The organism is Micromonospora sp. NPDC049139 (assembly GCF_055586845.1).
In genome coordinates, this window is record NZ_JBVJHK010000005.1 from 88,737 (window position 1) to 102,240 (window position 13,504).

The 13,504-nt window shown below is 74.7% G+C and carries 12 protein-coding genes and 1 pseudogene; 5 read left to right on the forward strand and 8 right to left on the reverse strand.

The genetic code is table 11. From position 1 onward, the window contains the following. Nucleotides 1-120: 120 nt before the first annotated feature. From ACZ6Q9_RS11560 to ACZ6Q9_RS11585, 6 genes are all read right to left on the reverse strand, one after another. On the reverse strand, nt 121-1,383 hold the full coding sequence (locus ACZ6Q9_RS11560; RefSeq protein WP_393459011.1) for an adenylosuccinate synthetase: 1,263 nt from the start codon (nt 1,381-1,383) through the stop codon (nt 121-123). Beyond that, nucleotides 1,380-2,339, reverse strand: coding sequence for a hypothetical protein (locus ACZ6Q9_RS11565; RefSeq protein ID WP_393459014.1), 960 nt, complete (start codon nt 2,337-2,339; stop codon nt 1,380-1,382). The genes ACZ6Q9_RS11560 and ACZ6Q9_RS11565 overlap by 4 nt, the downstream gene beginning before the upstream one ends. A 10-nt stretch (nt 2,340-2,349) precedes the next feature. Next, complete coding sequence (locus ACZ6Q9_RS11570; RefSeq protein WP_393459017.1) at nt 2,350-3,321, reverse strand: RIO2 family protein; 972 nt, start codon at nt 3,319-3,321, stop codon at nt 2,350-2,352. After that, nucleotides 3,318-4,070 (reverse strand): NUDIX hydrolase, encoded by a 753-nt coding sequence (locus tag ACZ6Q9_RS11575; protein WP_396828726.1) that lies wholly within the window; start codon nt 4,068-4,070, stop codon nt 3,318-3,320. The genes ACZ6Q9_RS11570 and ACZ6Q9_RS11575 overlap by 4 nt, the downstream gene beginning before the upstream one ends. A gap of 103 nt (nt 4,071-4,173) precedes the next feature. Beyond that, entirely contained in the window at nt 4,174-5,247 is a 1,074-nt protein-coding gene (locus ACZ6Q9_RS11580; RefSeq protein ID WP_396828724.1) for a MaoC/PaaZ C-terminal domain-containing protein, read from the reverse strand. Beyond that, nucleotides 5,247-6,602 carry a 3-oxoacyl-ACP reductase gene (locus ACZ6Q9_RS11585; RefSeq protein ID WP_396828722.1) on the reverse strand — a complete coding sequence of 452 codons (1,356 nt, stop codon included), beginning with the start codon at nt 6,600-6,602 and terminating at the stop codon, nt 5,247-5,249. Before ACZ6Q9_RS11585 ends, ACZ6Q9_RS11580 begins: the two co-directional genes overlap by 1 nt. Nucleotides 6,603-6,657: 55 nt before the next feature. On the opposite strand from ACZ6Q9_RS11585, the gene ACZ6Q9_RS11590 reads away from it, so the two are divergent. Next, entirely contained in the window at nt 6,658-7,950 is a 1,293-nt protein-coding gene (locus ACZ6Q9_RS11590) for an acetyl-CoA C-acetyltransferase (protein WP_396828720.1), read from the forward strand. Between the two features lie 144 nt (nt 7,951-8,094). Continuing rightward, nucleotides 8,095-9,852, forward strand: a complete 1,758-nt coding sequence (locus ACZ6Q9_RS11595) for a sugar ABC transporter permease (RefSeq protein ID WP_393459028.1) — start codon at nt 8,095-8,097, stop codon at nt 9,850-9,852. A gap of 236 nt (nt 9,853-10,088) precedes the next feature. Here ACZ6Q9_RS11595 and ACZ6Q9_RS11600 read toward each other — a convergent pair whose 3' ends face one another. Further along, the gene (locus ACZ6Q9_RS11600) at nt 10,089-10,478 is read right to left on the reverse strand and encodes a hypothetical protein (protein ID WP_396828716.1); all 390 of its coding nucleotides are present in this window, start codon (nt 10,476-10,478) and stop codon (nt 10,089-10,091) included. Between the two features lie 16 nt (nt 10,479-10,494). Between ACZ6Q9_RS11600 and ACZ6Q9_RS11605 the strand changes: the two genes are divergently transcribed. From ACZ6Q9_RS11605 to purB, 3 genes are all read left to right on the forward strand, one after another. After that, nucleotides 10,495-10,974, forward strand: coding sequence for a TNT domain-containing protein (locus tag ACZ6Q9_RS11605; RefSeq protein ID WP_396828714.1), 480 nt, complete (start codon nt 10,495-10,497; stop codon nt 10,972-10,974). A 24-nt stretch (nt 10,975-10,998) separates the two neighbouring features. Next, nucleotides 10,999-11,136, forward strand: a complete 138-nt coding sequence (locus ACZ6Q9_RS11610; protein WP_393459031.1) for a hypothetical protein — start codon at nt 10,999-11,001, stop codon at nt 11,134-11,136. Nucleotides 11,137-11,392: 256 nt separating this feature from the next. After that, the gene (gene purB, locus ACZ6Q9_RS11615) at nt 11,393-12,817 is read left to right on the forward strand and encodes an adenylosuccinate lyase (RefSeq protein ID WP_396828712.1); all 1,425 of its coding nucleotides are present in this window, start codon (nt 11,393-11,395) and stop codon (nt 12,815-12,817) included. Nucleotides 12,818-12,934: 117 nt separating this feature from the next. Here the strand turns inward: purB and ACZ6Q9_RS11620 are convergent. After that, nucleotides 12,935-13,502, reverse strand: a pseudogene (locus ACZ6Q9_RS11620) (YbjQ family protein). Between the last annotated feature and the right edge of the window lie 2 nt (nt 13,503-13,504).

Here is a 13,504-nt window from a genome sequence, read left to right on the forward strand (position 1 = left end):
CCCATGCTGGCCGGGCACGATGCGCCGGGTGGCCGAGTCGCCGGATCACCCCTGCTCGACGACGCGTTCAAGATCCGCGAGCGGCGGCACGCTCACCCGCCGCCGGCCGCGATCACCGCGTCAGGCGGTGGCGACCAGGGTCGGTGGGGCGAGCAGCGGGCCGTGCGGGACCTTGTCCCCGGCGGTGGGGCCGTGCGAGGTGAGCACCACCGGGGCGGCCAGTTCCCGAGCCACCGCCGACGGCCAGTCGACGGGCGGGTCGTCGTACACCGGGCGGGAGCGCAGCAGGCGGGCGGTGAGCGCGGCCTGCCGGTCCAGGTCGCCGGGCGGTCCCGGGGTGAGCCGGTCGGTGGCGTCGTAGCGGCGGCAGATCCGCAGCCCGGGGCCGGCGAGGTCGAGGTGGGTCAACGCCAGGCCGTCGACGCCCCCGGCCGCGGCGAGGGCGTACCGGTGGGCGACCGCGTCGAAGTGGCCGAACCGGAACCGGCCCTGCCACGGGTTCGTCGGGTTGTGCGGGTCGGTCAGCGGCAGGGTGGGGTCCTCGGTCACCAACGGCCCCGGCCCGTGCCGGGTGGTGGTCACGCGCAGCACCCCGAGCCGGGTCGCCGTGCCCGCCTGGCCCGCCTCGGCGAGCAGGCTGTCGGCGTTGGCGAACGTGGTGGTGCTCCACGTCGTGTACGGGTGGAAGCCGTGCCACTCGTCAAGCAGCACCCCCTGCGCGCCCTCGAAGACGCACGTCCCGGCGCGCAGCGCCCCGGCGAGCCAGCCCCGGTCCACGATCGCCACCCGGCCGGCGAACCCGGTGAACGCGGGCAGGCAGTCCTCGACGGGCGGCGCGTCCAGCGGCCCCAGTTCGGCGGTCAGCCGGTCCCGCAGGGCGGTCAGCCGGCGGCGCAGCAGCGCCGGGGTGCCGCAGTCGGCCACCCGGGGCGCCTCGTCGGGGTGGGCGAGACCGTACGCGACGGCCTCGCCCACCCCCAGCCCGCAGGAGCCGTGCCGGTCGGCTCCCCGGGCGATCTCCCGGGCCCGGTTGGCGGCCCGGTGGTACGGGGTGGCGAGCAGCGCCTCCCCGTCCACGGTCAGCCGGTCGAGCGCGTCGGGCACCCCGACCGAGGCGAGGTGGTCGGCCTCGGCGGCCAGCGCCAGCGGGTCCACCACCACGTGCCGGGACAGGTGCGTACGCACCCCGGGGTGGAAGGTGCCCGCGCCGAACTGGGCGAAGGTGTGGTGCCGCCCGTCGCGCAGCACCACGTTGTGCGCCGCCTGCGCGCCCCCGTTGAAGCGGACCACGGTGTGCACGGGCCGGGTGGCGCAGAGCCAGTCCACGACCGTGCCCTTGCCGGCGTCGCCGTAGCCGAGGTCGACCACCGTCACGTGTCTCACAGCCGGGTGACCCCGCCGTCGGTGTCCCGGAAGGCCGGCAGCGCCGACACCTCGGCGCGCCGCCCCCGGCCGAGCCGGGCCAGCGCCTTCGACACCGTCCCGGTGGCGCCCGAACCGGCCCGGTCGAGGTCGCGCAGGCCCTCGTCCAGGTCGATGGCCTGCTCGCCGAGCCCGATGGTGAGCGCGATGGTCTCGCAGACCGCGTCGAGGTCGTCCAGCACGACGGCGTTCTGCCCGAGCAGGTCGCGCCAGAAGTCGAGCACCTTGGCGTTGCCGGAGTAGTGGCTGCCGGCGGGTAGCAGGTAGTAGGTGTCCCACCGGCGGGTCACCTCGTTGACGACCTGCCGCAGCGGCACGTCCTCGGCCAGGTCGTCGCCGATCAGGCGGGCCACCTCCCGGGCCTTCACCCGGGGGTACGCCAGCTCGTCGCCGATGATGAACAGGTAGCCGCGGCGGCCGCGCTTCTCCCAGCAGTCGGTGACCGTGTGTCGGGCCATGAAGTACATGGCCAGCTCGTACGACTCCGTCATCTGCCCGCCGCCGCCACCCTCCAGCACGATCCGGCCGAGGTCGTCGTCCATCCGGTTGTCGGACTCGAACTGCCCGACCTGCAACGGCACCCGGTCGCAGGTGGCGTCGCCGATCGCGCCGAACATGATCTGCGGGTCGCGGGCGTAGCCCTGCCGCTGGAGCAGCCCGAGCAGTTGCGGCAGCTTGGCCTGGAGCGTACGGGGCACGTGACCCATCGAGCCGGTCACGTCGAACAGCACGGCGATGGCGGTCGACTGCGGGTGCTCGGCGGAGTCGCGGCTCTCCCGCGTCGCGTCGCGGGGGTCGAGCGCGGCGTGCACCGTGCGCGCCCCGCTGTCGCTGTAGGAGAACGCGCTCTTGCCGGTGGCCCGGCGGTAGCGGTCGGCGGCGTCGTACACGTCGGTGGACCAGATTCCACTGCCCATGGCAGCCTCCTCAGGGGTTCAGGGTGAAGGGTCGGAAGGTGCGCGGCCCGTAGAGCCGGTCCAGCACCTCGTCGAGTTCGCGGAGCAGACGCCAGGCGTCGCCGGGCCGGGCGTTCAGGGCGGGCCGCAGGCAGCCCTGGGCGAAGGCGAGCAGCTCGCGCGGCGCGCGCGGGCCCATCAGCCAGGTCATGCAGCGGGTGGCCATCGCGATGTCGGTGCCCGGCCCGCACGGGCGCTTCGCGACGACCTCGGCCGGATACCAGTCCTCGTGGCCGGGCACGAGCGCCGGGACGGCGCCGCCGCCGACGACGGAGAAGCACCAGTCCACCAGCACCACGCCGTGCCCGTCGGGCTCGATCAGCACGTGCGGCGGCAGCACCGCCCCGTGCACCACGCCCGCCCGGTGGGCCAGGCCGAGCGCGACCAGCAACCGCCGCCACATCCAGGCCGCGTCCCGGGCGTCCAGCCCGTCCGGGTACGCGCGCCGCACCTCGGTGAGGTCGTGCATGCCGGGCGCGGTGGCGAGCACGGTGACCCGCCGCTCGGCGCCGGTGTCGGGGTCCCGGTGCCGGAACTCCTCCACCAGCCGGGGCACGTAGGGCAGGTAGCGCGGGTCGCCGCGTTCGGCGAGGGCGCGCAGGGCGTGCGCCTCCCGCGCCATCAGGTCGTTGTCGGTAGGCCGCCGGGGCAGCTTGAGCAGCCTGTCCGCCCCGACGTCGTAGAGGTCGGCCAGGTCGCCGGAGTGCGCCGGCGCGCCGAGGCGGTAGCCGCCGAGGACGGTGACCCGCCGGGCCCGCCAGCGGGTGGTGACCCGGACGAACGCGTCGGTGGCCTCGGCGCGTACGGCCGAATCGGCGGGCACGCGGTCGGGGTGCAGGGCCGCGACCAGCTCGCGGTAGCGCCGGGCCGGCTCGTCGGCGCCGAACAGGTCGGCGTCGGTGCGGGCTGCCGCGACCAGGCGGATCGCCTCGGCGGTCCTCACCGCACCGTCTCCTCCCGCGCGGGGCGCAGCAGCGCCGGGTGCAGCAGCCGGGCGTCGCCGGCCCGGTAGAGCTTGGCGCGGGGGCCGCCCCGGGCCCCGCCGCGCTCGGTGCTGGCGCCGGTGCTCTCCACGAAGCCCGGCACCGAGAGCACCTTGCGGTGGAAGTTGCCGGCGTGCAGCGGGTGCCCCCAGACCGTCTCGTAGACGGCGCGCAGCTCGCTGATGGTGAACTCGGGGGCGAGGAAGCGGGTGGCGAGCGGGGTGTATTCCAGCTTGGACCGGGCCCGCTCCAGCCCGTCGGCGATGATCCGGTCGTGGTCGAAGGCGAGCTGCCGGCTGCTCAGGGCGGTCACCGGCAGCCAGGCCGCCTCGTCGGCGTCGGTGCCGGCGGCCGCGTCCGGCAGGTCGGGCGCGAACGCGAGGTGGGCGACCGAGACGACGCGCATCCGCGGGTCACGGTCGACGCCGCCGTAGCTGGCCAACTGCTCCAGGTGTACGCGACGCAGCCCCTCGCCGCCGAGCCCGGTCTCCTCGGCCAGCTCCCGCCGGGCGCCGGCGGTCAGGTCCTCGTCGGGGCGGACGAAGCCGCCGGGCAGTGCCCAGTGCCCCGCGAAGGGCGGCTCGCCGCGCCGGATGAGCAGCAGGTGGAGCACGCCGCCGCGGATGGTCAGCGCCACCACGTCGACGGTGACCGCGACCGCCGGATAGGCCCGGGGGTCGTACGCGGCCAGGAAGTCCTGCTCGTCCACGGCGTCCCTCTCATCTTGAGAACATCTCGATGTGAGAACAACCTAGCGCATACGGTCGCCCCTGCCAACCCCCGGCCGCGCTGCCGGGGGTTGGCAGGGGCGGTCAGCGCACGAGGCCCACCAGGTGCGGGCGACCGCGCAGGTCGTGCAGGGCGAACCCGCCGCCCGGCAACAGGCCGAAGCTCACCGTGCTCGGCAGCGGCACCGGCAGCTTGAACGCCACCTCGACGGTGTAGGCGTCCGGCAGCCGGTTCTCCAGCGCCGCCAGGCACCGCGCCTTGCTCCACATTCCGTGCGCGATGGGCCGGGGGAAGCCGAACAGCCGGGCCCCCAGTCGGCAGGTGTGGATCGGGTTGTGGTCGCCGGAGACCCGCGCGTAGTGCGTACCGACGCGGGGCTCGACCCGCCAGTGGGCCGAGCCGGCCGGCGCCGGGGGTCGCTCGCCCCGGTCGCGCCCTGCGTCACCGCCGGGCCTGCGCTCCCGGCCGAGATACGTCGAGACGCCGCGCCAGACCTCCTCCCCGCCGACCGAGCCGACCAGCACCACGTCGACCTGCCGCCCCCGGTCGTGCGGGCGCGGGTTCTCCGCGTACGTGGTGAAGTCGAGGGTCTCGTCGGCCGTGACCGGGCGGTGCACGGTGATCCGGTTGCCCACGTGCACCACGCCGGTCAGCGGGATCGGGAACCCCGGCGCGGTCATCAGGCGCAGGGCCAGCGGAAAGCCCATGACGTGCGGGAACGTGGCGGGCAGCCGGTCGGTCAGCCGGAACCCGCAGACCCGGTCGTAGTCGGCCAGGTGCGCCCGGTCGACGGCGATCCCGCCGATGGCCAGCTCGACCGCCGGGGCGTCGGCCGCCGCCGGTCGCCCGCCGAGGCCGGGCAGCGCGCCGAGCAGCGCCCGCCGGTAGAGCGCCCCGGCCGCCGGCATCCGGGCCAGCTCGACGCGCTCCCGGGCGACCGCCCCGGCGTGCCCGGCCAGGTCCTGCGTCGCCTCGACCGAGGAGGCGTGCCCGGCGAGGTCGTGCGTCTCCGCCAGGCTCAGGTCGCTCTCGGCCGGCCCCGGCCGGCGGACTGCGGCCAGCGTCTCCTCCGACAGCCGCTCCGTGGGGCCGTCGATCAGCTCGTGCACCGACAGGTCGTCGGCCGGGCCTTCCGCCGCTTCCCTCCGCCCGGCCATCACGCCCCCAGCAGGCTCTGGCCGCAGACCCGGACGACGTTGCCGCTGACCGCGCCGGAGGCCGGCCACGCCAGCCAGCCGATGGTCTCGGCGACGTCCACCGGCAGCCCGCCCTGGGACATGCTGTTCATCCGCCGGCCCGCCTCGCGCAGCATCAGCGGGATGCGCGCGGTCAGCCGGGTCTCGATGAACCCGGGGGCGACGGCGTTCACGCTGATCTGCCGTTCGCGCAGGACGGGGGCGAGCGAGTCGACCAGCCCGATCACGCCCGCCTTGCTGGTGGCGTAGTTGGTCTGGCCCCGGTTGCCGGCGATGCCGGCGATGGAGGAGACGGAGACGATCCGGCCGCCGGCCGGGATCAGCTCCCGCTCCAGCAGCACGTCGTTGATCCGCTCCTGGCTGGAGAGGTTGACGTCGAGCACGGAGTCCCAGCGGTCGGCGTCCATCCGGCCGAGGGTCTTGTCCCGGGTGATGCCGGCGTTGTGCACGACCACGTCGACCCGCCCGTGCCGGCCGGCGAGGTGCTCCGCGAGCCGGGCCGGGGCGTCGGGAGCGGTGAGGTCGAGCTGGACGGCCGTCCCGCCGATCTCGTTGGCGACCGCCGCCAGCGCGTCCCCGGCCGCCGGGATGTCCAGCGCGACGACGCGCGCGCCGTCGCGGGCCAGCACCCGGGCCAGCGCCGCGCCGATGCCCCGCGCCGCCCCGGTGACCAGGACGACCTGCCCGTCCAGCGGGCGGTCCCAGTCGGCCGGCGGCTCGGCCCTGCCGGCGCCGACCCGGATCACCTGCCCCGAGACGTACGCGGACCGGCCGGAGAGCAGGAACCGGAGGGTGACCTCCAGGCCGGTCGACGTGCCGGCGTCGGGCTCCTTCGTGACGTACACGAGCTGGGCGGTGACACCCCGGCCGAACTCCTTGCCGATGCTGCGGGTCAGCCCCTCCAGGGCCCGCTGGGCGGTGGCCTCCCGGGGCGAGCCGCCCTCGGCGGGCGGGGTGCCGAGCACGACCACCCGACCGCTGGGCAGCACCGAGCGGGCGTGCGGGTGGAAGAAGTCGTACAGCTGGCGCAGCTCGGTGGAGTCGGTGATGCCGGTCGCGTCGAGGACCAGGGCGGCGAAGCGCTCGGTGGGCTCCACGGCGGCGGGGTCGCGCAGCTCGACCCCGGCGGCGGTCAGGATCTTGCCGACCTGCTCGGCGAGCCGACCCCCGGTCGCGGCACCGAGCAGGACGGGCCCGGGGGCGAGGGGGTCGCCGGGGGTGTGCCGGCGCAGTCGCGGCGGGTCGGGCAGCCCGAGGCGCTTGACCAGCGCGCGACCGGCCCCCGATCGGACGAAGCTCGCGTACCTGTCGGTCATAGGCGTAGCCTACTGGCGAGTAGGTTGAGGGCAAGCCCTTCGAGGAGGCGGGATCGTGCAGAGCATCCGGCGGGTGGCGGTCATCGGCGGCAACCGCATCCCCTTCGCCCGGTCCAACTCGCGGTACGCGAGCGCGTCCAACGCGGACATGCTGGGCGCGGCGCTGGACGGGCTGGTCGCCCGGTTCGGCCTGGCCGGCCAACGGGTCGGCGAGGTGGTCGCCGGTGCGGTGCTCAAGCACGCCAAGGACTTCAACCTGACCCGCGAGGTGGTGCTCGGCTCGAAGCTCGACCCGCACACCCCCGCGTACGACATCCAGCAGGCCTGCGGCACCGGGCTGGAGGCCGCCATCCTGGTCGCCAACAAGATCGCCCTCGGGCAGATCGACGTCGGCATCGCCGGCGGCGTGGACACCACCTCCGACGCCCCGCTCGCGGTCAACGAGGACATGCGCCGCACGCTGCTCAGGCTCAACAGCGCCCGCACCCTCGGCGAGCGGCTGAGGATCGCCGCGAGGCTGCGCCCCACCCAGCCGTTCCGGCCGGAGATCCCCCGCAACGCCGAGCCGCGCACCGGGCTGTCGATGGGGGAGCACGCCGCCCGCACGGCGCTGCGCTGGCAGGTCGACCGGCAGGCGCAGGACGAGCTGGCGCTGCGCTCGCACCAGCGGCTCGCCGCCGCGTACGACCGGGGGTTCTTCGACGACCTGCTGACGCCCTACCTCGGGCTCACCCGTGACCAGAACCTGCGCGCGGACACCAGCCCGGAGAAGCTCGCGTCGCTGCGGCCGGTATTCGGCGCGAAGGGCCCGGACGCCGAGCGGGCGACGATGACGGCCGGCAACTCCTCGCCGCTGACCGACGGCGCCTCCACGGTGCTGCTGGCCAGCGAGGAGTGGGCCAGCGAGCACCACCTGCCCGTGCTGGCCTGGTTCTCCTGGTCGGAGACCGCCGCCGTCGACTTCGTGCACGGCGACGAGGGGCTGCTGATGGCCCCCGCGCACGCGGTGCCCCGGATGCTGGCCCGGGCCGGGCTGACGCTCCAGGACTTCGACTACTACGAGATCCACGAGGCGTTCGCCTCGCAGGTGCTGGCCACCCTGGCCGCCTGGGAGTCGCCCGAGTTCTGCAAGGACCGGCTCGGGCTGGACGCCCCCCTCGGCGCGATCGACCGGGAGAAGCTGAACGTCAACGGCTCCTCGCTGGCCGCCGGGCACCCGTTCGCGGCGACGGGCGGCCGGATCGTGGCGACCCTGGCGAAGCTGCTCGCCGAGAAGGGGAGCGGGCGGGGACTGATCTCGATCTGCGCGGCCGGCGGCCAGGGCGTGACGGCGATCCTGGAGCGCTGAGCGGCTGCCCCCGCCGGGGTGGACGCTGTGCGGCGCGCGCCGCCGGCCACCGTGACTGTGCAGATCCGCACCTGGACACGGTGCCGGTCGGGTGGCCTAACCTGAGTCGCTCCCCGTTCCACTGCCGACCGGAGGATCCCGCCGGTGTCTGCCAACCCGACGTCAGTGCCCGACCCCAGGGCCCACCCGGCGCCGCCCCTCCCGGCCCCGTCCGGCCCGGCGCCGTCCGGGGGCGTCGGGATCGGCCGGACGGCCCAGGTGGTCACCGGGCTGGTGTTGCTCGTGCCGGCGGCCGTCGCCCTGCTGTGGTCGTACGTGCTCCCGTCGGTCAGCACGCTGGCGGAGAGCTTCCGGCGGGGCAGCGGGCTGGGCGGGCCGACCGAGTCCGCCGGCGGCGACAACTACGCGCAGGTGATCGAGCGGGGGTTCCTCGGCGACCTGGGCCACGCGCTGCTCCTCGCCCTCGTGCCGCTGCTGCTCGCGCTGCTCGTCGCCCCGCTGCTCGCGCTCGCCGCACAGCATGCCGGCCGGGTGCCCCGCCTGGTGACCCGGGCGCTGCTGGCCCTGCCGCTGGCCGCCTACGCCCCGCTCGCCGTGGGGGTGGCGTGGACGATGGACCGGTTCGAGGCCGACCGGGACGCCTGGACGCAGGCGCCCACGCTGACCGCCGTACGCGCCGTGGCGCTGCTGACGGCCGGGCTGGTGGTCGCGGTCGGTGCCACCGTCTTCCTCGCCGCGCTGCGCCGTGGCCCCGGCGGCGGCCGCTCCGGCCCGGCGGTCCTGGCCGTCGGCGGCGTGCTCGGGCTGGCCGTCGTCGCGGTGACCGTGCAGTCCTGGTCCCTCCAGTGGCCCGTCCTCGGCGGGCGGGAAGACCAGGTCGCCCCCCTGGTGCGGATCGTCCGGGAGAGCGTGGCCCGGTTCCAGTTCGGCGTCGGCGCCGCGGGCAACGTGCTGCTGCTCGCCCTGCTGGCGGTGCTCGGCATTCTCGCCGTCGTCCTGCTCCTGGTCACCCGGACGAGGATCGCCTTCACCGGGTGGCGCGACCGCCCGGCCGGTACCCCGACGGGCGCTCCGGCGGGCGCTCCGACCGGCACACCTGCGGGCATGCCCCCGGGCGTCCCGGCCGGTGCGCGCAACCCGGTCGCGCTCGGCCTGCTGGCGGTGGGGCTGCTGGCGTTCCTCGGCGTGCTCGCCTACGTGCTGGCGCCGTGGCTGCGGGCGCTCACCGCCGGGGCGGCGCTCCTGCCCTCCGGCGTCTCCACCGGCCAGGTCCAGGTTAACACCTGGCTGCCGCCGCTGATCCCGGCGGTGGTCGGGGTGGGCGTCGCCGCCCTGGCCGGCTTCGGCATCGGCGGCCTGCGCCCACTGGGCCGGGCCAGTGAGCTGCTCCTGCTGCCGTTCGCGCCCTGGCTCTTCGTCGGCGACGGTCCGCTGGCCATCGCCCATTTCGTCCGGGCCCGGGAGGCCGACCAGCTCAGCACCTTCGTCGGGCTGATCCCGCCGGGCTGGCTCTGCATCCCCGCGCTCGTGGTGTTCACCCTGCTCTTCCGGGGCCAGCGGGAACGCTGGGAGGCCGGTGGCGGGTTCGGGTCGACCATGCTCCTGCCCGCCCTGCCGATGCTGGCCGGCGCCGGGCTGCTGAGCTGGCTGGTCGGCGCGCAGAGCTGGCTGTGGCCGCAACTGGTCGTCGCGGACGTCCGGCACGCGCCGGCGACGAACCTGGTCCTCCTGCGGCTCGCGGAGTCCTTCGGCGACCCGGAGGCCATGCGAGGGCTCGTCGCCCAGGTCCTGCCGCTGCCGATGCTGCTGCTCTTCCTGGCCGCGTTCGTGGCGTTGCAACTGCTCTACCTGGACCGGCTCGTGATCGGGGCGGGACCGTCGACGGGGGACCGAGCCCGCTGATCCTGAGGCGGTGACCGGGCGTTCTCGTCCGGGCCCCGCCCTGTCCCGGGTGGTGGAGAACGACGCCGCCACCACCGCCGCAGTCGCCCGCCAACAGAGCGAACCCGCCCTGACCTGCACGTACACACCTTCCGGTGGAAAAACAGCGCAATCCTCGCATTCATGTTCGAACATCCCGGCGATGAAGACGTCGATCGTCCTTCATCGGGAGGTTTGTCATGAAATCCAGACGTTGGTTACTCGCCGCACTCTCCGGCGCGGCCCTGGTCCCGCTCCCCGGCACCCCGTACCAGGTCGCCCCCACGGCGGTGGCCCAGGCCGCCGCCGAGGACGACTCGGGCGCCGGCCAGGCCGGCGGAGCGCCGGGCCAGCGCCCCGGCGGGGCGGAGGAGCGATCCGGCGAGCCGGGCCAGCAGTCCGGTGGGGCGGACCGGCAACCGCAGCCGTCGCCGGGCCTCTGCCGCCCGGGCCTGCCGCCGAACGCGCCGGAGACCACCCAGTTCTTCGACGGCAAGCGGCTGCTCGGGCCGGCCCAGCTTCCGTACGCCTCGCCGGTCGGGCCGCTGCTCGCCGGCTATCAGCGGCTCGGCGCGCAGACCGAGAGCCGGTGGTTGCAGAACTACCACCGGCAGCCCGGCGGAGTTGCGCTTCCCGCCCGAGGACGGCTACGTCCTCGGCCCGCACGGCGAGCCGATCAAGACGCGGCAGACCCTGCTGCCCGGGTACCGCCTCGACCGTTTCGGCTTCCCCGGCGGCGCCTTCCTCTCCCCGCTCGGCACTCCGTTCAGCGCTCGCTCGCTGGCGCCGCAGAGCCTGAACACGCCGCCGATCCCGCCGCCCCCGCCGGGGGCCCCACTGGCCAACTACCACACCTACTGCGTGCTCAAGCCGTTCGACGTCGACTCCGGCCCGATCGCGCCGTGGTTCGCCCAGCCCGGCCTGGGCACCCAGTTCCAGCTGAACCCGGCGTACGTGCCGCAGGCCGGTGGGAACCTGAACGTGCAGTGGCTGATCGACCACCACTACCTCGTCGAGGAGTACCTGGACGGCGTCGCCCCGCCGTGCACGGCGACCACCGTGCCCCGGCAGGGTGGTGTGGGCGGCGGGGTTCCCGTCTGCTGAAGCCCGTGGACAGGGAGGTCGGGAGTGGACCGGCACGAGGTGCGCAGCGCCCTGCTGGCGACCGGGATGTCACCGGACGCGTTCGAACTGGAAGGTGTGCACGAGCACGTGCCGGTCCCTCCCGACTTCTGGTTCCTGCGCCGCTCGTCGGGGGGACGGTGAGAGATCGGCGCCTACGAGCGCGGCAGGTACGACGTCCGGCTGGTGTTCGACACCGAGGCGGAGGCGTGCGCGGGATTGTGGCGGGCCCTGACGGGCCGTCCCGCCCCTTCGTCCTGAGGGCGGTCGACCGACCGGTCGCCGCGACGCGCGGCATGCCGGGGCGACGACGCTCCGCCCACCCCGCCCTGCCGAGAGCCGTGGCACGTCGCGGGTCTTCGGCGAAGGCACGCGAGAGGGGCGTGCAAGACTGAGGTACGTGACGACGATCCCCAACGTGCTCGCCAGCCGGTACGCCTCGCCCGAGCTGGTCGCCCTCTGGTCACCGGAGCAGAAGATCCGGATGGAACGGCAGCTCTGGCTCGCCGTGCTCCGGGCGCAGCGGGACCTCGGCGTGTCCGTCCCGGACGGCGTGGTCGAGGCGTACGAGCGGGTGCTCGACCAGGTCGACCTCGCCTCGATCGCCGAGCGGGAGCGGGTCACCCGACACGACGTGAAGGCCCGGATCGAGGAGTTCAGCGCGCTCGCCGGGCACGAGCACGTGCACAAGGGGATGACCTCCCGGGACCTCACCGAGAACGTCGAGCAGCTCCAGGTGCGGGCCTCGCTGGAGCTGGTCCGGGACCGGGTGGTCGCCACCCTGGCCCGGCTGTCCCGGTTGGCCGTCGAGCACTCGGACCTCGTCATGACCGGCCGCTCGCACAACGTCGCCGCGCAGGCCACCACGCTCGGGAAGCGCTTCGCGTCGGCCGCGGAGGAGCTGCTGATCGCGTACGAGCGGCTGGACGACCTGATCAACTGGTACCCGCTGCGCGGCATCAAGGGCCCGGTGGGCACCGCCGCCGACCAGTTGGACCTCTTCGACGGCGACGCCGACAAGGTCGCCGAGCTGGAGCGCCGGGTGGCCGAGCACCTCGGCTTCTCCCGGGTGCTCGACAGCGTCGGCCAGGTCTACCCGCGTTCGATCGACCTGGCGGTGCTCTCCGCGCTGGCGCAGATCGCCGCCGCGCCGTCCTCGCTGGCCACGACGATCCGGCTGATGGTGGGCCAGGAGTTGGCGACCGAGGGCTTCAAGCCGGGCCAGGTCGGCTCCAGCGCGATGCCGCACAAGATGAACACCCGGTCCAGCGAGCGGGTCAACGGCTTCGCGGTGATCATCCGGGGCTACCTGTCGATGGTCGGCGAGCTGGCCGGCGACCAGTGGAACGAGGGGGACGTCTCCTGCTCGGTGGTCCGCCGGGTCGCGCTGCCGGACGCGTTCTTCGCCGCCGACGGGCTGTTCCAGACGTTCCTCACCGTGCTGGACGAGTTCGGCGCGTACCCGGCGGTGGTCAACCGGGAGCTGGAGCGCTTCCTGCCGTTCCTGGCCACCACCAAGATCCTGGTGGCGGCGGTCCGGCGCGGCGTCGGGCGCGAGGTCGCCCACGAGGTGATCAAGGAGCACGCGGTCGCCGTCGCGCTCGCCATGCGCGAGAAGGGCGCCGCCGAGAACGACCTCTTCGACCGCCTCGCGGCGGACGGCCGCCTGGGCCTGACCCGGGGTGAGATCGACGCGCTCGTCGCCGACCGCACCGCCTTCGTCGGCGCCGCCCCGGCCCAGGTCGAGGCAGTCACCCGCCGAGTAGCCGCCGTGGTCGAAGCCCACCCCATGGCCGCCACCTACACCCCACCCCCCATCCTCTAACCCCCACCCCCCCCACTCCCACCCCCCACTGCCAGCGTTGATCATGAAGTTGTTGCCTCGACACGCCGACGGGCGGGCAACAACTTCATGATCAACGCGGCCAAGGGGGCGGGTGGGTCAGGAGTCGCGGGTGGGGGTTTCGGCCGCCGTGCGGAGGGTGGGGGCGCTCGCCGGCTCGGCGATGCCGCCCGGGGACTCGGCGAAGGCGGGGTCGTGGGCGGTCTCCGCGGCGACCAGCGGCTGGTCGGGAGGCATGACGTCGGGCACCTTGGGCACCACGATCACCGCCGTGCCGTACGCGCAGATCTCCATCCACATCTCGCCGCAGTCGCGGCTGTCGAAGCGCATGCCCACCACGGCGTTCGCGCCGAGGCGGCGGGCCTCCTCGCCGAGCCGGGCCACCGAGTCGGTACGCCACCGGGTCAGGTTGTCCGGCGCCATCGGGTCGTACGCGCCGCCGCGCAGGTTCTTGACCCCCTCGCGGTACGGGTTCCGCGTCCTGGCCATCGACGACACCACTTCGCCGAGGATCTGGCGGATCTCGTACCCGGGTAGTTGCTCCGTCGTCACGACCAGCACGTTTCCGATGCTGTCAGGGCGACCCCGCACCCGATCGCGAGCCTTGTTCACCTGATCGGATGCTGCAAAACGGCGCGGCGCGGACGGCCGGCGCGTGGCCGGCCATCC

Coding starts and splice junctions, on each gene's coding strand:
- ACZ6Q9_RS11565 (WP_393459014.1), bottom strand. CDS start 2,339: ATGGGCAGTGGAATCTGGTCCACCGACGTGTACGACGCCGCCGACCGC.
- ACZ6Q9_RS11580 (WP_396828724.1), bottom strand. CDS start 5,247: ATGGCCGGGCGGAGGGAAGCGGCGGAAGGCCCGGCCGACGACCTGTCG.
- ACZ6Q9_RS11585 (WP_396828722.1), bottom strand. CDS start 6,602: ATGACCGACAGGTACGCGAGCTTCGTCCGATCGGGGGCCGGTCGCGCG.